General features: G+C 49.8%; 19 protein-coding genes. 4 read left to right on the forward strand and 15 right to left on the reverse strand.

Translation table 11 applies throughout. The features are described 5' to 3' along the window. Positions 1-35 precede the first annotated feature (35 nt). From MKY23_RS25895 to MKY23_RS25945, 11 genes are all read right to left on the reverse strand, one after another. A complete protein-coding gene (locus tag MKY23_RS25895; RefSeq protein ID WP_339833178.1) occupies positions 36-275 on the reverse strand; it encodes a hypothetical protein in 240 nt (79 codons plus the stop codon). Further along, positions 275-1720 carry a dihydropyrimidinase gene (gene hydA / locus MKY23_RS25900; RefSeq protein ID WP_339833181.1) on the reverse strand — a complete coding sequence of 482 codons (1446 nt, stop codon included), beginning with the start codon at positions 1718-1720 and terminating at the stop codon, positions 275-277. Before hydA ends, MKY23_RS25895 begins: the two co-directional genes overlap by 1 nt. Next, positions 1717-3012 carry an NAD-dependent dihydropyrimidine dehydrogenase subunit PreA gene (gene preA, locus MKY23_RS25905; RefSeq protein WP_339833184.1) on the reverse strand — a complete coding sequence of 432 codons (1296 nt, stop codon included), beginning with the start codon at positions 3010-3012 and terminating at the stop codon, positions 1717-1719. Before preA ends, hydA begins: the two co-directional genes overlap by 4 nt. A gap of 328 nt (positions 3013-3340) precedes the next feature. Next, positions 3341-4708: an NAD(P)-dependent oxidoreductase gene (locus tag MKY23_RS25910; RefSeq protein WP_339839712.1), complete on the reverse strand. Its 1368-nt coding sequence runs from the start codon at positions 4706-4708 to the stop codon at positions 3341-3343. 106 nt (positions 4709-4814) lie between these two features. Further along, a complete protein-coding gene (locus MKY23_RS25915) occupies positions 4815-5696 on the reverse strand; it encodes a nitrilase-related carbon-nitrogen hydrolase (protein WP_339833187.1) in 882 nt (293 codons plus the stop codon). 4 nt (positions 5697-5700) lie between these two features. Then, complete coding sequence (locus tag MKY23_RS25920; protein WP_339833191.1) at positions 5701-6975, reverse strand: M20 family metallo-hydrolase; 1275 nt, start codon at positions 6973-6975, stop codon at positions 5701-5703. 24 nt (positions 6976-6999) lie between these two features. Beyond that, positions 7000-8388: an aspartate aminotransferase family protein gene (locus tag MKY23_RS25925; protein WP_339833194.1), complete on the reverse strand. Its 1389-nt coding sequence runs from the start codon at positions 8386-8388 to the stop codon at positions 7000-7002. A gap of 195 nt (positions 8389-8583) precedes the next feature. Further along, the gene (locus MKY23_RS25930; protein ID WP_339833196.1) at positions 8584-9648 is read right to left on the reverse strand and encodes an ABC transporter substrate-binding protein; all 1065 of its coding nucleotides are present in this window, start codon (positions 9646-9648) and stop codon (positions 8584-8586) included. A 151-nt stretch (positions 9649-9799) separates the two neighbouring features. After that, the gene (locus tag MKY23_RS25935) at positions 9800-10732 is read right to left on the reverse strand and encodes an ABC transporter permease (protein WP_339833199.1); all 933 of its coding nucleotides are present in this window, start codon (positions 10730-10732) and stop codon (positions 9800-9802) included. Positions 10733-10734: 2 nt separating this feature from the next. Continuing rightward, positions 10735-11550 carry an ABC transporter permease subunit gene (locus MKY23_RS25940; protein ID WP_339833202.1) on the reverse strand — a complete coding sequence of 272 codons (816 nt, stop codon included), beginning with the start codon at positions 11548-11550 and terminating at the stop codon, positions 10735-10737. Next, a complete protein-coding gene (locus MKY23_RS25945) occupies positions 11522-12367 on the reverse strand; it encodes an ABC transporter ATP-binding protein (protein ID WP_339833205.1) in 846 nt (281 codons plus the stop codon). The genes MKY23_RS25940 and MKY23_RS25945 overlap by 29 nt, the downstream gene beginning before the upstream one ends. A gap of 529 nt (positions 12368-12896) precedes the next feature. Between MKY23_RS25945 and MKY23_RS25950 the strand changes: the two genes are divergently transcribed. The 3 genes from MKY23_RS25950 to MKY23_RS25960 all read left to right on the forward strand — a co-directional run bounded on the left by MKY23_RS25950 (position 12897) and on the right by MKY23_RS25960 (position 17409). Further along, positions 12897-15107 (forward strand): methyl-accepting chemotaxis protein, encoded by a 2211-nt coding sequence (locus MKY23_RS25950; protein WP_339833208.1) that lies wholly within the window; start codon positions 12897-12899, stop codon positions 15105-15107. A gap of 135 nt (positions 15108-15242) precedes the next feature. Next, complete coding sequence (moaA, locus tag MKY23_RS25955; RefSeq protein WP_253499621.1) at positions 15243-16244, forward strand: GTP 3',8-cyclase MoaA; 1002 nt, start codon at positions 15243-15245, stop codon at positions 16242-16244. Between the two features lie 328 nt (positions 16245-16572). Continuing rightward, positions 16573-17409 carry a methyl-accepting chemotaxis protein gene (locus MKY23_RS25960; RefSeq protein WP_339833212.1) on the forward strand — a complete coding sequence of 279 codons (837 nt, stop codon included), beginning with the start codon at positions 16573-16575 and terminating at the stop codon, positions 17407-17409. A 160-nt stretch (positions 17410-17569) separates the two neighbouring features. Here the strand turns inward: MKY23_RS25960 and MKY23_RS25965 are convergent, their stop codons facing one another. Beyond that, the gene (locus MKY23_RS25965; RefSeq protein ID WP_339833215.1) at positions 17570-18178 is read right to left on the reverse strand and encodes a LysE/ArgO family amino acid transporter; all 609 of its coding nucleotides are present in this window, start codon (positions 18176-18178) and stop codon (positions 17570-17572) included. 233 nt (positions 18179-18411) lie between these two features. Between MKY23_RS25965 and MKY23_RS25970 the strand changes: the two genes are divergently transcribed. Next, complete coding sequence (locus MKY23_RS25970; RefSeq protein WP_339833218.1) at positions 18412-19929, forward strand: PLP-dependent aminotransferase family protein; 1518 nt, start codon at positions 18412-18414, stop codon at positions 19927-19929. A 231-nt stretch (positions 19930-20160) separates the two neighbouring features. Here MKY23_RS25970 and MKY23_RS25975 read toward each other — a convergent pair whose 3' ends face one another. From MKY23_RS25975 to MKY23_RS25985, 3 genes are all read right to left on the reverse strand, one after another. Further along, positions 20161-20988 carry a carbohydrate ABC transporter permease gene (locus tag MKY23_RS25975; protein WP_339833221.1) on the reverse strand — a complete coding sequence of 276 codons (828 nt, stop codon included), beginning with the start codon at positions 20986-20988 and terminating at the stop codon, positions 20161-20163. Further along, positions 20985-21869: a sugar ABC transporter permease gene (locus MKY23_RS25980; RefSeq protein WP_090922752.1), complete on the reverse strand. Its 885-nt coding sequence runs from the start codon at positions 21867-21869 to the stop codon at positions 20985-20987. Before MKY23_RS25980 ends, MKY23_RS25975 begins: the two co-directional genes overlap by 4 nt. A gap of 233 nt (positions 21870-22102) precedes the next feature. Continuing rightward, positions 22103-23383: an extracellular solute-binding protein gene (locus tag MKY23_RS25985; protein ID WP_090922751.1), complete on the reverse strand. Its 1281-nt coding sequence runs from the start codon at positions 23381-23383 to the stop codon at positions 22103-22105. Positions 23384-23522 lie beyond the last annotated feature (139 nt).

Raw genomic sequence — 23522 nt, forward strand, 5'->3', positions numbered from 1 at the left:
GTCCGTCAACGTCAACGTCCCCGTCACACACTACATTATGCGCTACGCTGTTCCTGTAGCTGACGTATGAGAATATGACTGAACCACTTTCGGCCCGAGGCTGTACCCACATGCTGCTCCACATTCTCTCCTGGAAAATCAGGGTGGGCCCATGTCACATGAGCGCCCTCCAGATGTTCCCGGACCGAACAGATTCGATACCCCTGTGCAACCAATCGCTCAATGTCCAGCTTCTCCAGTTCAAAAGCTTCGTGCTCCGACATCTGTTTCGACATTAGTTCCGCCCCCCATGAATCGCAGTCACCGGTTGCCTCGGTGGAATCGGTGCTCCTGCATCATACTTATTACGCTTTACATATTTTCCTGCTCCTGCATTGCCTACATACTGCCGATCCCGTATCACATACTCGCCACGACAAAGCACGGTCACCGGACATCCCTGTACCTGCATGCCTTCAAACGCGCTGTAATCCACGTTCATATGATGTGTTTCCACCGAAATCACCCTGGTTATGGAAGGGTCAAAAATAACAATATCCGCATCCGTACCCACCGCAAGTGTTCCCTTCTGAGGAAATAATCCGAACAATTTGCTTGCTCTGGTCGAGCACAAATCCACCCATTGATTGAGCGATATGCGGCCTTTGGCTACGCCTTCCGAATATAGAATACTTAGCCGGTCTTCAATGACAGGCCCCCCGTTAGGAATTTTGCTGAAGTCATCTTTGCCGAGATCCTTCTGCCCCTTGAAGTTAAACGAGCAATGATCCGAACCAATGGTCTGTAATTGTCCGCTTTGGAGCGCATTCCATAGTGCTTCCTGATGTCCCTTCTCCCTGAGCGGAGGCGACCAAACATATTTGGCCCCCTCAAAGTCCGGCTGATCCATTATGGACTGATCCAGCGTCAGATATTGCGGACATGTCTCTCCCCAGATTCGGTGTCCCATCTCACGCATGCGCGCGATCTGCTCGGCGGCTTCGGCACAAGTAACATGCACCACATACAGCTGTGAATCCGCCAATGCGGCCAAACGGGCGGCACGTCCCGTTGCTTCTCCCTCCAGCATAGAAGGGCGGGTCAGTGCATGATGAATCGGTGTTGTGTGACCTTCAGCAAGCGCCTGCTTCACAAGCAGGTCAATGACATCTCCATTCTCGGCATGCACCATCACAAGTGCACCGTATTCTTTGGCTTTTTGCAACGTCTGAAAGAGAATGCCGTCATCGGCCTGAAACTGGTTTTTGTATGCCATGAATACCTTGAAGGACGATATGCCCTCCTCTTCAATCATTTGCGGCAGTTCTTCCAGCACCTGCTCATTCATCTCGCCAATCATCAGGTGAAATCCATAGTCAATCACAGCTTTCCCTTCGGCTTTGCGATGCCAATCTTGCAGGGATTCGGATAAGGGACGGCTTTTCTGAGTCAGACAAAAGTCAATGATGGTTGTGGTACCACCAAAGGCCGCGGCCGTTGTGCCCGTAGCAAAATCATCCGCTGTGACTGTGCCGCCAAACGGCATATCGAGGTGAGTATGGGGATCGATGCCGCCAGGTATGATATAACAGCCTGTTGCATCAAGTACTTCTGTCTGATCATCGGGGATTAACCCCATACCGATCTGTGCTATTTTCCCTGCTGCGATTAAAATATCGGCCTCAAAGGTATCCGATGCCGTCACCAAAATACCACCGCGAATCAATGTACGTGTACTCATGAAATCGCCTCCTTGGCTGATGGATTATGAACAGATTGCAGCAGGGAAATCGCCGACTGACGTTCATTCCAGGTAACCGGCTCCTGTTCTGGTGCAAGCTCAATCATCTCGATCGCACCGTCCACCGGGCAGACGATGGAACACAGATTACAGCCGACACAATCCTCCTCTACTACTTCAAGATAAGCACCTGACGGGTCGGTTAACATATCAATACATTGATGAGAGGTGTCTTCACAGGCAATGTGGCACTTATTGCAATTGATGCATACATCCCGATTGATGCGGGCAACCACTTTGTAGTTGAGATCCAGATTGCCCCAATCCGAGTATCTCGGCACGGTCTGACCGACCAGTTCGGCTACACTCTGAAGTCCTTTTTCATCCAAATAATCGTTCAGCCCTTCGATCATGTCTTCCACAATGCGGAATCCATGGTGCATCGCCGCCGTACATACCTGTACTCCCGTTGCGCCCATCAGCAGAAATTCTGCCGTATCACGCCAGTCGGATATGCCGCCGATACCCGAAATCGGCACACCAACTTCGGGATGACGGGCACACTCCGCCACCATGTTAAGCGCGATGGGTTTTACAGCCGGGCCACAGTATCCACCGTGAGCTCCCTTGCCGCCTACATGCGGAACGGTGTTCCAGGAGTCCAGATCAACACCAGCGAGAGAATTGATTGTATTAATCAGTGAGATCGCATCCGCACCACCCCTTACAGCCGCGCGGGCTGTTGCCGTAATATCTGTAATATTGGGAGTCAGCTTTACGATGACCGGTGTGGTAGCCACTTCTTTTGCCCACATCGTCTGTAGCTCGACAAGATCAGGCTGTTGGCCTGATGCGGCGCCCATGCCTCGCTCTGCCATACCATGCGGACATCCAAAGTTCAGCTCCAGACCATCGACGCCGGCGGCCTCGACCTTTTTGACAATCTCATGCCACTTTTCCCGCTTTGGTTCCACCATCAGCGATGCCACGACTGCGCGGTCAGGGAAACGTTTCTTCGTCTCGGCGATCTCGCGCAGATTGACCTCCAGGGGGCGATCGGAAATCAGTTCAATATTGTTAAAGCCTGCCACACGCTGACCGCCAAAATGTACAGCCGCAAAACGGGAGGAGGTGTTAATAATCGGTTCGCCAAGTGTCTTCCACACCGCACCACCCCAGCCCGCTTCAAACGCACGCTGTACCTGGTATCCGGTATTGGTTGGTGGCGCCGAGGCGAGCCAGAATGGATTAGGTGACCGGATGCCCGCCAGATTGATGGATAAGTCAGCCATATCGAACCCTCCTTGATGTGATTTGGAGTGAATCTACGCTTGCTAAGATGAACGTAAACAAGGATAGCCATCTAACGATCCCCACAGCGCTTATTTAGCTAAAATTCGGCCTTTGGAAATTCTAACGATCCGTAGGAGCGTTATATTGCTCTTTTTGTCCATTTCCGGCCTGAATCCACAGGTTTTGGGTGAAATAAGCTTCGTGGTGATCGTTAGAATTTCACATGCCTTGTTTTTGCCGAAATAAGGTGTCTGGTGATCGTTAGCCGATTAGGAGCAAGTATGAAGCCCCGTGGAGATGAGTTTCTGAGAAAACGTACACACTTCCTTACGCGCTCTCTTCCGAGCAACCAGGCAGCATTTTCATGATCGTGGCAGCGACCAATTTACCCTGTTGTACCGCTGAAACGACCATCGCTTCTCCATGGCCTTGACCAAAAATGACGTCTCCTGCCGCATACACCTGAGGATGTGAGGTACGATACGTATGCGCCTCGACTTCTACCACACCTCCGTGATGTTTCAGTTCGAATGCCTCAATGAGCGGCAATAACCGATTTTGTCCAATAGCCCGAATCACCGTGTCACATTCGATAATAAAGGTTGAATTCTCCACCGCCACAGGCATCGCACGTCCGCCGCCAGGCGGGGTTACAAGTTCCATTTTCACACATTCCACTGCTCGAACCCTGCCATTCTCGTCTCCAAGAATACGCTCCGGCATCGTAAACCAACGAAACTCCACGCCCTCCTGTTTGGCAAACGTGTACTCAAACGCATAGGCCGTCATCTGCCGCTCTCCGCGCCGATACAACATCTGCACGCGCTCTGCCCCCAGACGCACCGAACAGGTTGCTGCATCGACTGCCGTATTGCCTGCGCCGATCACAGCTACATTCAAACCATGCAGCGCTGGCGGCACCCCCTGTTTGGTGGATTCCACAAGTTCAATCGCATCATAAACGCCTTCCAGCGTCTCCCCTTCAATGCCCAGCATCGGGACCGACCCCATCCCACATGCGAGAATGACAGCCTCATGTTGTTCCAGCAATTCGGGGGCCGCTATATCTACACCAACCCTTACACCGTATCGAATCTTTACTCCGAGTGACTCCACCTGATCGACTTCCCATAATGGGACCGACTCCGGCAGGCGGAAGGATACGATGCCATAGGTATTCAGTCCGCCGCCTTTCGCCTTGGCTTCATAGATGGTCACATCATATCCTGCCCGGCCCAATTCGCGTGCTGCGGAGAGCCCTGTCGGTCCTGCCCCGACAATAGCCACACTTCTCCCGTTTGACGGGGCTGCATGAAACAGCGGTTCATGCCTCTCCATTGCCCAGTCTGTCGCATAGCGCTGCAGATCACCAATGCGGATCGGTTTCGAGGACTCGTTCAGCACACAGGCCCCCTCACATAACTCTTCTGTAGGACAGACACGTGCGCAACTCGCGCCAACCGGATTGGCATCCATGATGGTACGAGCCGACCCTTTGAGATGTCCTGTTGCTATTTTTTTGATAAAAGAAGGAATATTGATATCCGTAGGACATGCCTTAATACATGGGGCATCGTAACAATACAGACAGCGGTTGGACTCTTCCATCGCTTCCTTATTGGTCATGGCTGGTTTCATCTCGCTAAAACGATTTTCCCAGCCGTAATCCGACCATGCTGTTCCAGAACGGTTCATCAATGTCACGCACCTCCCGCGGATTTAAGATTTCTGCCGTACCATCCATTGATATGCCTGACAAATGCCAAGCCTATACTTCCTGCCACAACGCTCTAGATCCGTTCTACAAGCTCACCAGATGTTCATACGTCTCTGGTCTGCGATCCCGGTAAAACTGCCACACATTACGTACCTCACGGATCAACTCCGTATCCATCTCGCCAATGACTACTTCATCCTGATCCCTGCTCCCCATCGCCACCATGCGCCCTCTCGGGTCCACCAGATACGACTGTCCGTAAAACTCACCCATGTTCCACGGCGCCTCCACGCCTACTCGGTTGATTGCCGCTACATAATATCCGTTGGCTACCGCATGCGCTGGCTGTTCCAGCTTCCATAGATATTCCGAGGTGCCTGCCACTGTAGCCGATGGATTAAAAACAATCTCTGCCCCTGCCAGCCCAAGCAAACGTGCCCCTTCAGGAAAATGTCGATCATAACAGATATACACGCCCACTTTGGCGTAAGCCGTATCAAATACCGGATAACCGAGATTCCCGGGTTTAAAATAATACTTTTCCCAAAAGCCGTTCGTGCCCTCCCCCGCCTCCACATGCGGAATATGATGCTTGCGGTATTTGCCCAGATACGTTCCATCCGCGTCAATCACCGCCGCCGTGTTGTAATAAGAAGCAATGCCCTCCACCTCGTACACGGGCAAAACAAGGACAACACCAAGCTCCTTCGCCAGTTCCTGAAAACGCCGGGTCGTCGGCCCTTCGGGAACCTGCTCTGCGGATGTATACCATTTGGGTGTTTGTTCCGTGCAAAAGTAAGGCCCGTAAAACACCTCCTGCAGTCCGATGATCTTGGCCCCTCGTGCCGCTGCCTCGCGTACAAGTGTAATATGCTTCTGAATGGATGCCTCCTTATGCACTTCAACAGAGGCCGATCCTTCAATCTCATGGGAAGCCTGAATCAAACCGATGCTGACTTTTGCCATAACGTTATCCCGCCTCCTTTGGTGGATTACCGGTGCACATCTTGCTTATTGTTCGATAGAGCACCTCCGTACCTAATGCAATATCCTCCGGAGAGGAATATTCACTGGGATGATGACTGATACCGTCCTTGCTGCGGACAAAGATCATGCCATAATCGCACACATAAGATAATGCGAGCGCATCATGGAACGGGCCACTCATCAATTCGGGCATCGTTATTCCCATCTCTTCCGCGGAAGAGCGGATGATGGACATCACGGATCCGGCACAATAACGCGGTTCACTGTTGGTATCCTCGGTGACGGTATAGGTCAGACCACATCGGGAACTGATATCATCCAGCAATGTCATCAAACGGGCTTCCAGCCGGTTTCGGCGCTCCATCTCCATATCACGCAAATCAACGGTAAAGCTCACTTCTTCCGGTATAATATTTCTTGAATCCGGAAACACCCTTAGACTTCCTACCGTACCGACAGTGGGCGCTCCCGGGTCTTCACGGACCATATCATCAAAGGCCGCAATCACTTTGGCACTACCCGCAAGTGCATCATGACGCATAACCATCGGAACAGAACCTGCATGCCCAGCCATACCTTTCATGGTCACCGTGAGCCAGAGGGGACCCGAGATGCCTGTCACCAGACCGATCCGAGCGTCCATAGCCTCAAGTACAGGTCCCTGCTCAATATGTAGCTCCAGATAACTGCCAATGGAACCGGGAGGGTACACTGCTGCTGCGAATTCTGAGGGTGAACACCCGAAGGATGCCAATGCCTCCCGGCGACTCACCCCGTTTTTGTCCTGACGTTCCAGCTCCCCTTCCTCCAACTGGTTTGTGATGCCTCGTGAACCGAATAACCCTTTGTTAAACCGTGATCCCTCTTCATCGCAAAAAGCAATCACTTCGATCGGCATGCGTGGCTGTATGCCTTGTTCAATCAGGCACTGTACGGCCTCCAGCGCACCGAGTACACCAATCGCACCGTCATAACGACCTCCATACGGCTGGGAGTCGATATGTGAACCGACCAGCAGGATAGGTCTAGTTGCATCCGTCCCTTCCAGGCGACCAATCAGATTACCGAAAGCATCCATTCGAGTCACAAGACCTGCTTTCTCCATCCAGAACCTAACTTGGTTGATGCCCTCCATGTCCTCTGAAGTAAGGGCAAGCCTGCATACCCCTGTATCTCCAATCTTGCCGATCTGAGCTAACTGTTCAATATGTTCATTCAACCTCAGCTGATTAATGGATAACTCGGTGATGGTCTGCATCCTTCCTCTCCTCCTTGTCACGCGTTAAATCAACTCTTGCCTACCTTCATCCAGACTGCGAAGTGCGGTAAACAAACGACTTACGATAAGATCCAGTTCTTCCTCTGTGGTGACAAAGGGCGGCGATAGGGTCAAAATGTTCGCAAATCCTGGCACCGTATCCCCGTTTTTGCCGATCAGGATGCCTTCCCTTTTACAATGAGCCAGCACCTTCATGACGTTCTCGGTTGTCGCCGGTGAACCGTCTGGCTCAACCATCTCGATGCCGCAGGTGAATCCGAATAGACGGATATCCCCTACGGAAGGAAGTTCAAGTAGCGGTGATAACTTCTCGCCGAGCAGTTGACCCAGTTCCGCTGCCCGGCTGACCAGTTGCTCCCTTTCCAAAATCTCCAGATTCGCCAGCGCAACCTGACAGGATACCGGGTTCCCGCCAAACGTATTCACATGGCGAAAATGGTTATCCGTTCCTGGCTCACGAAAAGAGTCATACAGGCCGGCTCTTATCGCCGTGGCGGATAACGGGGCGTAGGCACTCGTCATGCCTTTAGCCATTGTGACGATGTCCGGCTGTACACCGTAGTTCTGGTGACCGAACTTCTGCCCGGAGCGGCCAAAGCCGCAAATGACCTCATCCACGATGAACAGCACGCCATACCGCTGACAGATGTCCTGTACCCTGCGCATATACTCTGGAGGGGGAACAATCATGCCTCCACCGGTAATCACCGGCTCCATAATTACGGCAGCCACCGTCTCCGGGCCCTCCCATTGAATGACTTCCTCATAGATGGCAGCACATTCGAGCCCGCAACTATCTTTACTTTTTCCAAACGGACACCGATAGCAGTACGGCGGAGGAACATGGGAGAAGCCTACACCGAGCGGCTCGTATTTGATCTTGCGTGCGGCCTGCCCCGTGGCGCCCAGTGCACCCATAGAGTTACCGTGATAGGCACGGTGACGAGAGATGAATTTGTGACGCGTTGGCTCACCGTTCTGATGGTGGAACTGACGGGCTATTTTGAAAGCCACCTCATTGGCATCCGAACCTGAATTGGAGAAAAAGATTCGATACTCTCCCTCCAGCCATTCATTCAGCTTCTCAGCCAGTAAAATCGCCGGTTCATGGCTCTGTGTCATTGGAATGTACGCGAGAGTTTTCATCTGTTCATAGGCACGTTTGGCAATCTCCTCACGTCCATGCCCTACATTGACGCACCATAGACCCGACATGGCATCGAGGTAACGTTTCCCCTCCTGATCCGTAATCCAGCTCCCCTCACCGCTAACGGCAATCAACGGGTGATCGTTATGCGGTGAGACGTGGTGCCAGACATATTTGCGATCCTTCTCCAGCCATTCTTCCTTCGTACCGCCCAGACGTTGTGATTGCTGATCCACAGAAGTCATCCACCGTGCTCCCCTCTCCTATGTGATGCATGTAGCAACGTTCCAACGTCACGCCCATCCATGTGATGACGTGCATCCAAGAACTCGGTATTAAGCGACAACGATTAATTCATCTATGGGTTTATGTTCCATGTCTCAGTCTCTTTCAAGGCTCCTATACATCTTCCGTTCTGCCAAACCGCCCAGCCTCCGGGTTTATTTCACGGCCTCTTCATATATACTCTTCTCTAGTGTTTCATCCAGATTAGCTGCTTTCTTGATCAGTCCATATTTCAGTGCAATATCTGCCGTGCGGGTAAACGATTCCTCGACAAAACTGCCCACTTGTTTCTCGCTAAACCCTTCCGGACGAATCAACTTGGCAATCTCCTCAAGCATCGTCACTTGATGTTCACGAGTCGTACTGCCCTCCGTGACATTACTCATCACGATGTCCACCGTCTCATCCTGATGATCAATGGCATAGTTCCAGCCTTTCAGGATAGCCCGGGTTACTTTTACCGCCAATTCGTGATTGTTCTCCACCCAGTCCTTCTTGGCAATCAGCGTATCCTCCAGCATGCCGACTCCGGCGTCCTCAATGTTGAACACGTCCAGATCAGATTCTTTTGTGCCGCTCTCCAGCACAACGTGATATTCGTTATAAATCGTGGCTGTCGCCACATCCACCTGATCATTGAAAAACTGATCCATCGTAAAGCCCTGCTTCACCAGTTCAATATCCTTTTTCGGATCGAGTCCATTCTTCTCCATAAAAGCAAGCACCTGAAACTGCTGACTGCCAAACCAGGTACTGACCTTCTTGCCCTTCATCTGTGCCGGATCGGTAATGCCTGCTGACTTCTTCGCGATCAGGCGATAGCTGCTCTTCTGTGAGATCTGGGCAAGTGAAACGAGGGGAAGACCGTTATCCCGGCTGACCAGCAAACTGTCCACTCCCGTAATGCCCACATCAGCTGCACCATTAACGACCTGTTGCTCAATAACGATATCCGGGCCACCTGGAATAATCTCCGCATCAATGCCTTCCTCTGCAAAAAAACCTTGTTCCTTCGCGGCATATATTCCGGCAAACTGTGCTTGCGGTACCCATTTAAGCTGAATCTTCACTTTGGTTAATGGTTGCTCCGCGGTTCCTGAACCACCCGAGCTTGCAGCGGCTGGCTGCGCTGCTGGTTCGCTTTTTGCAGAACATGCTGCCAGCACCAGCACCACACACAAGATCAACATCCCTAAACCCGGCTTCAACGTTTTGTACATGTACAGAACACCCCCCTGTTTATATATGGATCTTGTTAACGGTACGCGAAACGGAGAACGAATCTCCCGCTAGAATACGGAGCATTCAGAATTGTATTGGAGGGATAATCGAATCCTTATCTATGTGCTCACTTTTTCTGTACATACCTGTCTACTGTGCTGACGTATGCGCACGACTCCAGTGAAGCAGGCGCTTTTCAGCCAGAACAACCGTCTCATAGAGCACAATGCCGAGAATCGCTGCGATGACGATACAGGACCAGGCCAGCGGCATGTTGGCGAGCCGAATCTGATCAGAGAGCAAGTAACCCAGCCCTTGGGATGCGATAAAAAACTCCCCTACAATCGCGCCGATAATACTGGTCGACATGTTGATTTTCAGACCCGCAAAGAGAGATGGCAGCGCATGGGGCATCCTTAGCTTCCAAAAGAACTGTTTCCTGCTCGCCGCCAAGCTGCTCAGCAGTTCTTCATACTGCGGCTGAATGGAGGTTAGACCTTTGAACAGGCTGACAGCCATCGCGGCCATCGTGATGACCGATACAACGGCGATCCGGGACCAAATCCCGTCTCCGAACCAGTTGTTCATGATGGGAGCCAGAGCCACAATCGGAACTGCATTCAGCGCAGACAGGACTGTGACGGCTGCCCTGCCACTATTTGCAAAAAGTGAAGCTCCCATCGCAGCCAGAGCCCCTAGCAGCGAGCCAATCAGAAACCCGCCCAGCATCTCGGTACCACTGTAGATGGCATAGCGGAAGAGCATCTCGGCATTATCCCGGATGGATATAGCAATGGCGGAGGGTACGGGCAACTGATAATCTTCCAGTGACAGCAGCACATGAAAGAAGCGCAGTTGCCACAATGTTAGAAAAATCGCTCCTGCGAGCCAAGGCAACAGGTTGCGGAGCAGCATGCCGGCCTTCATGCCAATCTGCGAAGTACTTGTGCGGAAATAATCAGTAGACGAGGACGAATGTTCTGCTTGTTGTCTCGATCCCCTCTCGCCAGGAAGAGCATGCCCTGTAACTCCGCTTGTGGTTCCTTCATCCCTTTTTGGCTGGAATACGCTACTTTCGCTCATGGCTACTCCCCTCCTTTGGGTCTGAATTCGGGCTGCCATGGAGTAAGCCAGTGTTCAGCCAAGCTGATGAACAGATAGGAGATAAGCCCGATGCCCATGCTGAGCATGATGGTTGCCCAGAACATACCTGCTTGTGCTGAACCATAATACAGCGAGCTGACCATCAGTACGCCAAGTCCATCAGGTGCGCCCATCAGTTCCACCACAATGGAGGAGGTCACTGCGAGCGGAGCCGCAATTTTCATGCCGGAGAATAGACCAGGAAGCGCCGAAGGCAGCAAACACTTTATATAACGTGCCCTCCACGAAGTGCCGTAGGCGCGCATGAGTTCCAGATGCTGGGGAGAAGCGCTTTTCAAACCTTTTAAGGTATGGATGATAACAGGGAAAAAGGTAACATATGCCGCCATGACAATTCGCGCCCACTCCGCATTATGAATAATGCCATATACGATCGGAGCAAGCCCGATCACCGGAACCATCTGTGAAGACACTACGTAAGGAGACAACGTGCGTTCAATCCAGACTGCGGCGCTCATGAGCAGTGCCAGTAATGCTCCTAGCAATGTTCCTCCGGCAAAACCGATGGCAGCATTGCCAAAGGTAACCGAACTTTGCTCCGCCAGCGTGTTCCAGTGACGGAAGAACGAATCCATAACAACGTGAAGGTAGGGTAGACGAGAAGTGGCCTGCTGCGGAGACATAAACAGATGTAGCATCCACGCCAGCCCTTCCCAAAGGACAAAAATCGATATGATCCAGATCATCACCCAGGCCCGGTAACCCGGTTTAAGTAAACGAAGGAACATGGGTCGCATCACGCTCCTCATGAAAACAGTTACGAATTGTCATTATCATCTGATAGAAAGGTTCGGTTTCCCTCAACTGGTTCTCTCGCTCAGCTGGAAGGTTCACGGAATGAACCGAATGCACTTGGCCCGGATGGGCAGAGAGTACGATGATGCGGTCCGATAAAAAGACTGCTTCGGGGATGCTATGGGTAACAAAGAGGAAGGTTTTTCCGGTGGAACGTTTAATCTCAAGTAGCTCCATCTGCAATTTTTCTTTGGTGAATTCATCCAGCGCAGAGAACGGCTCATCCATTAATAGAAGGGGTGGATCAAGCGCCAGTGCACGTGCAATAGACACGCGTTGTTGCATCCCTCCGCTCAGTTGCCATGGATAATGATCTGCAAATCTCGTCAGTCCAACCATATCCAGCAGTTCACTGCTAATGCGTCGACACTCTTTTCGCCGGGTACCTAGCAGTTCAATCGGCAATTCTACATTGTGGCGCACCGTTCGCCAATCGAACAGAGCCGGAGTCTGAAAGACCATACCAAACTGCCGTTGCAATCTTGCCTGCTTCGGTTCCTTTCCTGCAATTCGAACACGGCCTGTTGTTGGCTGTAGAAGATCAGCGACAATTCGCAGTAATGTTGATTTGCCACAGCCGGAGGGACCCAGTAAGGAGACAAATTCATTGGGAGCAATATGGAACGTCACATCGGATAGCGCCGTTACTTGCTGAGGACCGCTGCCAAAGATGACAGAAACATGATCCACCTCGATAAGCTGTTGTTCAGAGGTAACTCTTGTGGATGGATGAAGAGATACAACAGAGGGAGAGTTCATAGGCATTCTCCTTTGGAAGGATGGGATGGTTGGAGCAAACGTCAAGGCTGAATGGTGGAAGGTTAACCTACACAAACGTAACGGGTTGACTTGTTAGATACTACTATATCGATTTGGCCGAAAATTACATTATACAAACTGTGTGGAGTATGGGCTTGTACATGTGACACACTGTAAAATGAGATTAATTCTCAGCATTTTTTTGCATATCTGTTGTATATCTCTTGCACATTTTTTGTGACATAAAGTAACATGCGGCTACCATAAATGAAGCATACTCTCCACTCCCTCTTCTGCAAACAGCGTATGTTCATTTGTATTAATTGATTAAATATTCGGAAAATATGACACATCTACTCGTAATGCTATGAGATTTCATGTATAACGATGGATATAGACAGAGATTGTAATACAGCCATGGTGGGATACAGTTGCACCAACTATAGCTTGAATTACCACAAAATCATGAAAAACAACATGTTTGAGGGCTGTTCAAATCTTTTTAAATCCAAAATTCGGGGTGGTCATCATGTTTGATTGGCTGGGATGGAAAAAAGGGTTACCGCTGTGGTGGTCTTATCGGTTGAATGCACACCGGAAGGAAGATGTGGAGCACATTTTTGAAGGGATCGCGGAGACAAGAAGACAGTTATTGATCGATTGGGCGAGTGATCAGTGGAGTCATCTGGATCGATTGCTTCAGCAGATCGGATCGGTTAACTTCCAGAAGGTGGAGCACGGATCAGCACAGGCAGAAAAGCTGGATACCTGGTTTAAGGCGAGCTACGCACGCACCCAGGATAGTACGGAATTGTTCATACTTAACGAGCAGCATCAGGTTGTATTTTCTACATATCAGAAACATATAGGTCAGCGTTATACCCCTCACGAGAATATATCCTTTGGTCCCGGATTGAGCTATGCACAAGCAACTATACACGGTCAGAAGTGCCTATATGGTCCGTATTCTGATCCGCTCACACTGGAGATCGGGCCACGCTCGTCCACGTTTCATGACGCGATTACCCTGCTGTTCATTGTCCCTATCGTGCAACAAGGTAGGTACGCAGGTGCTTTATGCAGCCGTATTCCTGGCGACGTGCTTGGTGATCTCATTCAGCGTGAATCGGGACACATCTATCCGGACTCAGGTGATAACTATCTGTTTATGGCCGAGTCTGTGTTGCGACCTGAGCTACAGCCAGGTACTGCTCTATCTCGGAGCCGCTTCGAGGATCGAACATTCACACATGGAGAAAACCTGAAAGACGGTGTAACAACCGATTGGGGCATCGTGTCTGTCCAAGAGCATACAGAGCTTGAGCTGATGTTCACCGATCCCTCTACCGGCCAATTACATCCGGGCGTATCGAAAACGATTCAAAATGGCTCCAATCTGTTTGTGTCCTATCCCGGTTATTCGGATTACCGCCATATTCCCGTCATCGGTAAAGGTATCACCTTTCATCTCCCTCACTGCCCGGATCGCTGGGGCATGATGTGCGAAGGTGATCTGGAAGAAGTGTACCGCATACGCAGTATCGGATGGCGGCAATTCAAACAGCATAGCTTCTATATTATGCTCTCGGCCCTTCTTGCTGCCGCCTTGATTTTTGTGCTGACAGGCAGCGGATGGAACGCTGCTGCAATCGCCGGCTTTCATGTCATCTTGGGATTCTTGGGTGCATTCCAGCTTCATCGCAAACAATACAACCGCGTCCATGGGGACTTGCGGAGTCTCAGTCAATTCATTCGGGTGAACGCGGAGGGTAAAGGTGATCTTACCCAGCGTCTGGACACCAATGCTTTTGCTCAAGATGAATCAGGTGAACTGGCTAAATGGATTAATAACATGATTGATTCTCTGGAGAGCATTATGCTCAAAGTCCAGCGGGCTACGGTGGACGTGATGGATAATCAGCATCTGATGCGCGCATCTACAGAGACCACCCAAGTGACTACTGACCGCGTCAACCTCAAGCTTGGTTCAATGATTCAAGCTACCCGTACGCAATTACAAGACCTGGATCAAGCCAAGCTGGCCGCTGATCATATGCGACTGACCCTGCAACAGCTGGAGATTTCAGCCAATGAACAGATTGGTGTAGCGAGACAGGAAGTAGATCGCATCGGTGATAAAATGATTCAAATCTCCAGTGCCGTGTCGGATACTAACCAGACGATCCTCTCCTTCCTTGGCACAATGAAAGACATCTACCGCGCCTTAGCGGTCATTGAAGAAATATCGGCACAGACCAATCTGCTCGCATTAAATGCGACAATCGAAGCCGCTCGCGTCGGAGAGCATGGACGCGGATTCTCGGTTGTCGCTGAAGAGATTCGTAAGCTGGCCGATGTGTCCCGCTCCTCTACAGAGGACATTCATCAGATTTTGGATCGGATCTCGACGGCTGCAAGCGCAGCTTCCAAGCAAATCACCGAAGGAGACCAGGTGCTTGCCGAAGGAACAACGCTGGTTCAAGCAGCGTCAGAGCTTCTCCAAAAAGCCAGCTCCGAAGAGGCCGAGCGTACCCAAGTCGTCGATCAGGTCGTATTTTTGATGGAAAATATCGCTGCCATCAGCCACCAAAATCGGGTGACATCCGCCGAGGTGGAAGCCGAGATGATGGCGTTGATTCGGGATATGTTGAAGGTTCAACAATCCTCCCATGATGTGGAGGCCATTACTCTGTTCCTGCAACAAGTCGTTGGCCAATTTCAATTGAATCAGCCTGCCTAAATTGCTATCACGGGACGTCATCATTGACGCGGATTGGAGAAATAGCTAAAATTTGATGCAACTGTTGCTTTTACAATTGTCGTATCATTTTACTATAGAAGGTTTCCAATCTGAACTGTTGAAAGGGTGGTCTGCATGGAACTGCTTCAGGATTCATTTGGCCGCATACATGACTACATCCGTATTTCCGTTACGGACCGCTGCAATCTGCGCTGTGTCTACTGTATGCCCGCGGAAGGCATGGAGTTTGCTCCGCATGATGAGATAATGAGTTATGAAGAAATTACGGACGTGCTAAAAGTGCTCGCCCCGATGGGCATGCGCAAGGTTCGGCTCACGGGGGGAGAACCCCTGGTACGTAAGGATCTGCATAAACTTGTGGGCATGATCTCTGCCATTGATGGCATCGAGGACATTGCACTGACCACGAATGCCTTGTTGCTGGACAAACAGGCGAAGGCTTTGAAGGATGCTGGCCTGAACCGCATTAATATTAGCCTGGACTCCCTGCATGCTGACCGCTTCTCTATGATCACACGCGGTGGAGATGTCAATAAGGTGCTGAAGGGTATCGAGGCAGCTACTGCGGTGGGCCTGGCACCGATCAAGCTGAATGTCGTGCTCATGAAAGGCATTAACGATGATGAGATCAAGGATTTCATCGCTATGACGATGGATCAGCCGCTACATGTGCGATTTATTGAATACATGCCAATCGGGCAGGCTTCCGACTCCTGGCGCCAATCTTATCTGCCGCTGGAGGCTGTTACGGATGTATGTGCCGAGGCTGGCTGGACGGTTGAGAATACCGAGGGCCCTGCCGGGAATGGCCCATCACGTAATATGAAAATTACAGGCTCCCAAGGCACATTTGGTCTTATTCATCCAGTCAGTGACCACTTCTGCGATAACTGTAATCGGCTACGCCTTACAGCGGACGGACATATCAAGGCTTGTCTGTACTGGTCAGATGAATACAATGTTCGCCGCTATGTAGATGATCCCGATGCGATGGCCGCACTTTTCCTGAAAGCACTCGGTACCAAACCGAAAAATCATGAAATGGCGCTGGCACTGGAGAAAAAAATGCAATCCCACACCCCGACGGTACGACGCATGTCGCAGATCGGTGGATAGAACGAAGCCGTACAGCACTACGACACGCAAAAAATGCTTCAACAACCTAACGGAAGACACACCTTTTATCGAACATTCCGTCATTTGAGAACGTCACAATAAGGGCTGTATTATGTATGATCAAAACAGACGAGAACATCATGTTCCCGTCTGTTTTTTTTGCACATGTGTAAATATCGTATTAAAAACATAACATGCTTTGATTCAAACGCTTCAAAAAAATGTAATAGACGTTATGCCCTTTTTAGGCCTAAATTATGCTAATCGATCTGACGATGTATAATATACACCCAGATGATATATACACATACTACAGGAGCTGAACTTATTGAACATCGTAGAAGCACTCACTGCAGCAAGTCCTTATTTTAAAATTATGCTGAAAGAACACGATATCATGATTGCCGTTACCGATACCGAAAAGTTCTGGTATTACGTTCCCAGCAACGAGCTTGATCTTGGCATCAGAGCCGGAGATCCGATCTCTCTTGAAGACCCTACACTGCGCCGGGCACTTGTGCATGGGGAGACCTCAGCCAATCGCATTGATGCCAAATTTTATGGCACACCCATTATTTCATCCGCCACTCCGCTTTATGATGATCAAGGAAAGATTGCAGGAACGCTTGCTATAGGTTTTTCACTCCAGAACGAAGAAAAGCTGGAGCACTTTACCGACCTGATTACAGGCATTAGCGGCAGGTTATCAGAGATGGTGCAGACGGTTGCTGCACAGTCTGAACAGCTAACTGCTTCGTCTACGCAAATTTTGGACAATACACGCCTTGCTGTGAAGAACTCCGGTGAGGTCAACAAAGTTGCCGTATTTATTCGTGAAGTATCGGAACAAACGAATTTGCTTGGCCTGAATGCAGCCATCGAAGCCGCACGCGCGGGCGCGGCAGGTGCCGGGTTCGGCGTAGTTGCCGCCGAAGTGCGTAAACTGTCCACCGGAACCAAGGAGGCGACCGTGAATATTGAACGCTCCCTCAAGGATGTGCAGTCCTCCATTCAGCAGATGGAACAGGAAATTACCTCCATAACACAGTCCAGCAATGCACAGTCTGAACTTGTAACGGAGTTCAGTGAGATTATTGACCATCTGAACGCAACAAGCCAGGATCTTAAAGTGTTCATTGAATCGATGCTGCTAAAAGCAGAATAAACGGATACATCAAGCTTCCCGTGACTCTGTGACGGGGAGCTTTTTTGCTACGAAGTGTTAGCTAGCAGGTGCACGGCTGCCCCCTTCTTACACCCATCCAGCCTTTACGATTCCCTAGTTTTTATTGATTCACCTTGCTCATGTGCTTTGAATACCTGATTTAGGAGTTAAAAAGCCTCCAGCACATCATCAGTGCGATTCCAACCATGATCAAAGCGGATACGCGGTTCAGCACAATTCGTAGATACCCTGTGCGATCATGTTTGCCAACTACGCTGCCTGCGGCGGCAAGCCCCAGAAACCAAACCCAGGATACAGCCATTGTTGTGATTGTAAAATACATACGCTCCGCCCCTGCATACTGAATGGAACTTGTACCAATGACAGCCACGGTATCCAGTAAAGCATGCGGATTGAGAATAGACACCGAAGCGGCAAAAGCAACCTGCCGTCCTGCCGACATCGCTGTCGGGGCTTTATCTGAGGAAGCCGATGATTTCCATAACCCCCAGGCCATGTAGAGCAAGAACAGGCTTCCAGCCGCATATAAAACATGGGTGAGTATAGGCCATTGAATCAAAATGAGAGACATGCCCCCTACAGCGGCTCCAATCAGCAGCGTATCACTAATCCCTGCTGTAATTATAGCCGGCAGTGCATGCAAGTATTTCTTCTGTGTTAACCCTTGATTGAAAATAAATACATTCTGAACACCCAGCGGTAAGATCAAGCCAAATGCCAGCACCACTGCATGAATAAAAACGTCCATTGCCCATCCCCCTTATCTCTTTCTTCAGCGTAAATGAAATCAGGAAAGACGTAACCAACCACTTGGATGGCATGGAGCCCAACCAAATGGTATAGTGGACGATACAAACACGATAACGGACACTTTCTTTAGAACCTTGTATCTCTCACATCCTAACAACAATCATAGACACATGATCGACAGCAACTACGCGACAACTTGATCTTTATAACTACAGGAGGTGAAATTATCTGATGGGACGTCAATATTCCAATACATCTTCTAGACAAATTTGGCAGCCTAACCCTGCGCTTGATTTGCCTATGTATCGTCAGATTGAAGCCTATATCCGGCAAAAAATCACAACAGGCGAGTGGTCGGCTGGGACTCGTCTGCCTTCTCAGCGAACACTGGCAACATCCATGGGTGTAAACCGCAGTACGCTGGTCACCGCTCTGGATAACCTGACTGCGGCAGGTATGATTGAAGGCCGACACGGAGGCGGTACCTACGTCTCCGGTTCCGGTTGGCACAGTATGGCCCATGCCGCCTTACCCAACTGGAGCGAAGCTGCACAGGAAGGCTGGTACTATCCGAATTTGCCCGAGATTCAGCAGATTAATCAGGCGGAGTTCAGGACTGGCATTATTCGGCTGGGTACAGGTGAGCTCGCACCGGAACTGATGCCAAACGAAGCGTTTAATAAAATTCTCCAGACCCTGTCCAGCCAAACACGTATGCTGAATTACATCGAACCTCAAGGCAGCCTGGCGCTTCGTGAGGCGTTGTCCATACATTTGCAGTCTAATGGCATTCAGGCCTCACCTGATTCGATTCTGATCGTGTCGGGATCTCTACAAGCACTGCATCTGATCTCTGTGGGATTGCTGCCTCGTGGGTCAGCTGTCTTGCTAGAGAAGCCATCGTATCTCTATTCCATCCACGCCTTCCAATCGGCAGGGCTAAAGCTAAACGGAATTGCCATGGAGGAAGAGGGATTACATCTGGGGCATTTAGAACATGCGATACATACGTTGCACTCAGGAAACGACGAGAATAACAGCGAGTCCTTCCCGCTACTGTACACCATACCGAGCTTCCATAATCCTACAGGCAGCGTGATGAGCTGCCGTCGCCGGGATGAATTGATGTCCCTCGCCCGCAACTCCGGCATTTCGATCTTGGAGGATGCCGCTTATCAGGAACTTTGGCTGGATCACCCTCCTCCTCTTCCACTTAAGGCAATGGATCAGGAAGGTCGGGTGCTGCATATGGGCACTCTCTCCAAAGCGGTCAGTCCAGGTCTTCGTCTTGGCTGGCTTGTCGGTCCTGTGCCCGTCATTCGAAGGCTGGCCGATATCAAAATGCAAACGGATTACGGTACCAGTTCACTCGCACAGGAAGCCGCAGCTGTATGGTTTACAGATGGCCATCACACAACTCATATGGAGCGGCTACGTCCGGAGCTCCGAAGACGCAGAGACTTCATGCTGGAGCTACTGCATCGCTATTTTCATGACATTGCAGAATGGGCAACGCCAGAAGGCGGGTTCTATATCTGGCTACGCTTCACAGCGGAACCCTTGTCTACCCGCAAGTTGTTCTCTGCCTGTCTGGAAGCAGATGTACTCATTCATCCAGGTTATCTGTATGATCGCATGGATGCGAGTCATATCCGGCTCTCTTATGCCTATGCTTCGCAAGATGAGATGGAGCACGGACTGATTGTCCTTGCACAAGAAGCACACAGGCTAATGAAGCCCAGCGTGTGAGCGACATCTCTTTGCATTGCAATATTGTAAAATACGTCGTCGCCCCTATTGTACTGCTGATACTCAACTTGCGCTTATTTGGGATGCTCACCTTGGTGTCCCTCTTTCCATAAATGAGAATAGCCTTAAACTAACGGAGTATATCCGCAGTTCAAGGCTATAAGCATGAGCTTTTACACACTTAAGTGTGTAGAGTGGAATCGCAGGAACAGGAACAAGCTCCTATACCTATTATCCTTTGACCGCACCCTCCGCAATACCCTCCATAATAAACTTCTGGAAGAATGCGTAGATCAGGATAACCGGAATTGCTGTCAAAACCAGAGAAGAGAGAATTAACGGCCATTCCTTGTTATACTCACCAAACAGCATATTTGTGGATAGAATGAGCGTATATTTGTTCACATCCGTCAACATCAACAATGGTAACAGGAAGTCATTCCAGATCCACAGGAAGTCCAGAATTGCAATCGTCACCGTGATCGGGAGCAGCAGCGGGAAAATAATCTGAAAAAACGTCTGGAACTCGTTACATCCATCGATCTGAGCCGATTCTTCGAGTTCACGCGGAATGGACTTCACAAACCCGTGATAGAGGAAGATCGCCATGTTTACACCAAGTCCGATATAGATCAGAGCCAGTCCGTAAGTGCTTCCCTGCACCCCCATCCCCTTCGCGACACGCGTCAGCGGGATCATGATGGAATGGAACGGCACCAGCATGGAAGCGACAAACATGAAGAAGATCAGATTGCTAAGCCTGCCGGAAGTCCGTGACAGTTTGTATCCTGCAAGCGAAGCACAGAAGACGATGCCTCCGATACCCAGAATCGACACAATCGCGGAGTTCAGCGAGCTGCCGAGCAGATTGATTTTGTTAAACGCATCCGTGTAGTTCTCCCAATGTAATGTGGTCGGCAGAGCAATAAAGGATTGGAACATTTCACCCTGTGTTTTGAATGAGTTCACCACAGCCATGTAGATCGGTAGCATGGCTACCAGAGAGCCGAGAATCAGTAACAGCCGAATCAGGTAGTTATTCAGTCGCTGCATTCTCATGCCTCCACCTCTTTTCTCTTCATGACGGTGATCTGGATGAGTGTAAAGATCAGAACGATAGCAAACAATACAACCGATTTGGCACTGGCATAACCGTATCTGAAGTTGTTCGAGAAAGCTTCTTCATAGATATTCATGGTGATGACCTGTGTAGCCCGACCCGGGCCGCCGCCTGTCAATCCATAGACCACCTCGAACACTTTGAATGCACCGTTCAGTGTCAGGAAGAAACAGATTGTAATAGCGTGTGTAATCATCGGCAGTACGACGTTACGTAACACTTGAAATGCATTTGCACCGTCAATGACCGCGGCTTCCTTGAGGCTTTTCGGTACACCCTGCAATGCAGCCAGGTAGATGATCATCATATAGCCCACACCGTTCCAAAGCGATACGATTAGAATCGAGTAGAAGGAGAACTTCGGATCACCGAGCCATTGTTGGTCGAGAAAAGAAACGGCCAATTTCTCAGCCAGCTGCGGCAACACCTGGGAAAAGATGAACGTCCACATGAATGCACTGATGATTGTACTGATCATATTGGGCATGAAGAACAATGTGCGGAATAACCCTTTGCTGCGTGTACGCGACTCAATGAACACGGCGAGCAGCAATGCAATGACATTTTGCAAAATCAGCATAAAAATAACATATTTCATCGTAAACCACAGCGAGTTGAGGAAGTCAGGATCTTCCTTAAACAATTCCACAAAGTTCCCCAGCCCGATAAAGCTGTAGTCACGGTTTAACCCGTTCCAATCCGTCAAGCTGTAGAACATCCCGCTAAACGTCGGGTACAGCAGGAAAATCGCATAGATTACAAAGGCCGGCGCTGTGAACGCGAGCAATGAAAGATACTTTTTGAACACATTCGTAGCCATAACTTCTCCCCCTTTTTGCACAGCGGATGAAGGTTAACGGGGGAACGAAGATCGTTCAGCCAGCCGTTTCATCTGCTTCGAGACTGTTACGAAATAAAGTACCGCTAATTTGTTGACAAAACCCCGAGCTCAATACAGATACGAACGAGATTTTGTCAACAAATGCAGGTACTGCTTTCTTACAGCTCAACCTTGTTGATCGTTCAGGCGCTTACTTGTTAAGCATCCCGCTCTTATTTATTGACTTTATTGTAGGATTTCCACGCTTTGTCGAGCGCATCGATCACCTGCTGTTGATTCAACTGTCCGGAGTAGTACCCTTGAAGAGCTTTACCAGACTCATCCTTCACGGCTTGTGGAATCTTTGGATCTTGATAAGCTTTGCCTTCATTAACATATTTCAGGGCGTCGTCTACCCACGGGAAGCTCTTGAACGTATGCACTTTGGCAACCGGATTAAACTTGAGCGCTTCATAGAATGCACTTGAATCCTTGTCATCGAGAATGTAGTTTACAAAGTCGAGTGCGACTTCTTTGTTTTTACTTGATGACGATACAGCTAGTGAAGTGGATGTGCTCAGGTTGATTTTCGTATCATCCGGATTATCGTTCAGTGGCATTGGAGCTACACCAAAATTAACGTCAGGGTTGGACTTCAGAATCGTTTCTGCGTACCAAGGTCCTTGAATCCACATCGCCGCTTTGCCTGTAGCATAAGCGGCAGCGCCGTCATCGGCTCCAACTTCAAGCGCTTTATCCGTTCCGTTCGCATTAACGAGATCAAACACATCAAACAGTGCTTTCATATCGGAGAAGGAAGCTTCGTCCTTGTTCATTTTTTCCACGAAGTCTTTGTGCTCCGTTTGTGTCAGCGCCCCTACAGTGAGTGGCAGGAATAATTGCGGAACCCAAGCTTCTTTGTAAGACAGCTCAAACGGTGTAATGCCAGCTGCTTTCAGCTTCTCTACAACCGCTTTCATTTCTGTCAACGTTGTTGGAACCTCAAGCCCTTGTTCTTTAAAGATATCTTTGTTGTACAGATAACCCCATGACAAGGTTTCCAGTGGAACCGCAACGACTTTGCCGCTTGCATCCGTTACCGAAGGTTTGACCGAATCCAGTAACTTATCTACAAAAGGTTGATTGGACAAGTCTTCGAGATATCCAGCTTTGCTGAAAGGCGGAATCTCATTCACCGCGTGCAGAGCGAATACGTCTGGTGCATCATTGGAAGCAAGTCTTGTTTTCAAAATCTGAGGTGCATTATCTGCTGGCGGCATCTCCAGTTGCACATTCACTTCAATGTTTTTGTCTGCTTTTTCCTTGGCTTTGAACTGTTCTATATATTTATCGTAATGTTCTTTCAGCCTTGGTTGAGCAACGAATACTTTGAGGTTTACGGTGCTGCCAGCTTTGACTTCGTTCTGTTCATTATCCGTGCCTGCATTCGAGCCGCAGCCTGCGAGCAGAACGCTGACCAGTGCCGCACTTACAACGCTTTTCCATACTTTCATCTCTTATGACCTCCCGGTGTGACTGGTTTGTCTTTCATAGGCTCATTATATATCGCCAAATGTAAGCGCTTCATTGGACAAAATTAGACTCTTCCATTGGATTATTTTAAACCTTAATCCAAGCAACATTCCCCGAATG

The sequence above is a fragment of the Paenibacillus sp. FSL R7-0272 genome (assembly GCF_037969905.1).
GTDB lineage: Bacteria > Bacillota > Bacilli > Paenibacillales > Paenibacillaceae > Paenibacillus > Paenibacillus polysaccharolyticus.

What these genes read in the sequence shown, in the direction of transcription:
- moaA (WP_253499621.1), top strand. Translation starts at nt 15,243, where the DNA reads ATGGAACTGCTTCAGGATTCATTTGGCCGCATACATGACTACATCCGT.
- MKY23_RS25975 (WP_339833221.1), bottom strand. Translation starts at nt 20,988, where the DNA reads ATGAGAATGCAGCGACTGAATAACTACCTGATTCGGCTGTTACTGATT.
- MKY23_RS25965 (WP_339833215.1), bottom strand. Translation starts at nt 18,178, where the DNA reads ATGGACGTTTTTATTCATGCAGTGGTGCTGGCATTTGGCTTGATCTTA.
- MKY23_RS25930 (WP_339833196.1), bottom strand. Translation starts at nt 9,648, where the DNA reads ATGTACAAAACGTTGAAGCCGGGTTTAGGGATGTTGATCTTGTGTGTG.
- MKY23_RS25920 (WP_339833191.1), bottom strand. Translation starts at nt 6,975, where the DNA reads ATGCAGACCATCACCGAGTTATCCATTAATCAGCTGAGGTTGAATGAA.
- MKY23_RS25940 (WP_339833202.1), bottom strand. Translation starts at nt 11,550, where the DNA reads ATGCGACCCATGTTCCTTCGTTTACTTAAACCGGGTTACCGGGCCTGG.
- hydA (WP_339833181.1), bottom strand. Translation starts at nt 1,720, where the DNA reads ATGAGTACACGTACATTGATTCGCGGTGGTATTTTGGTGACGGCATCG.
- MKY23_RS25895 (WP_339833178.1), bottom strand. Translation starts at nt 275, where the DNA reads ATGTCGAAACAGATGTCGGAGCACGAAGCTTTTGAACTGGAGAAGCTG.
- MKY23_RS25980 (WP_090922752.1), bottom strand. Translation starts at nt 21,869, where the DNA reads ATGGCTACGAATGTGTTCAAAAAGTATCTTTCATTGCTCGCGTTCACA.
- preA (WP_339833184.1), bottom strand. Translation starts at nt 3,012, where the DNA reads ATGGCTGACTTATCCATCAATCTGGCGGGCATCCGGTCACCTAATCCA.
- MKY23_RS25915 (WP_339833187.1), bottom strand. Translation starts at nt 5,696, where the DNA reads ATGGCAAAAGTCAGCATCGGTTTGATTCAGGCTTCCCATGAGATTGAA.
- MKY23_RS25985 (WP_090922751.1), bottom strand. Translation starts at nt 23,383, where the DNA reads ATGAAAGTATGGAAAAGCGTTGTAAGTGCGGCACTGGTCAGCGTTCTG.
- MKY23_RS25935 (WP_339833199.1), bottom strand. Translation starts at nt 10,732, where the DNA reads ATGAGCGAAAGTAGCGTATTCCAGCCAAAAAGGGATGAAGGAACCACA.
- MKY23_RS25970 (WP_339833218.1), top strand. Translation starts at nt 18,412, where the DNA reads ATGGGACGTCAATATTCCAATACATCTTCTAGACAAATTTGGCAGCCT.
- MKY23_RS25925 (WP_339833194.1), bottom strand. Translation starts at nt 8,388, where the DNA reads ATGACTTCTGTGGATCAGCAATCACAACGTCTGGGCGGTACGAAGGAA.
- MKY23_RS25950 (WP_339833208.1), top strand. Translation starts at nt 12,897, where the DNA reads ATGTTTGATTGGCTGGGATGGAAAAAAGGGTTACCGCTGTGGTGGTCT.
- MKY23_RS25945 (WP_339833205.1), bottom strand. Translation starts at nt 12,367, where the DNA reads ATGAACTCTCCCTCTGTTGTATCTCTTCATCCATCCACAAGAGTTACC.
- MKY23_RS25910 (WP_339839712.1), bottom strand. Translation starts at nt 4,708, where the DNA reads ATGAACCGTTCTGGAACAGCATGGTCGGATTACGGCTGGGAAAATCGT.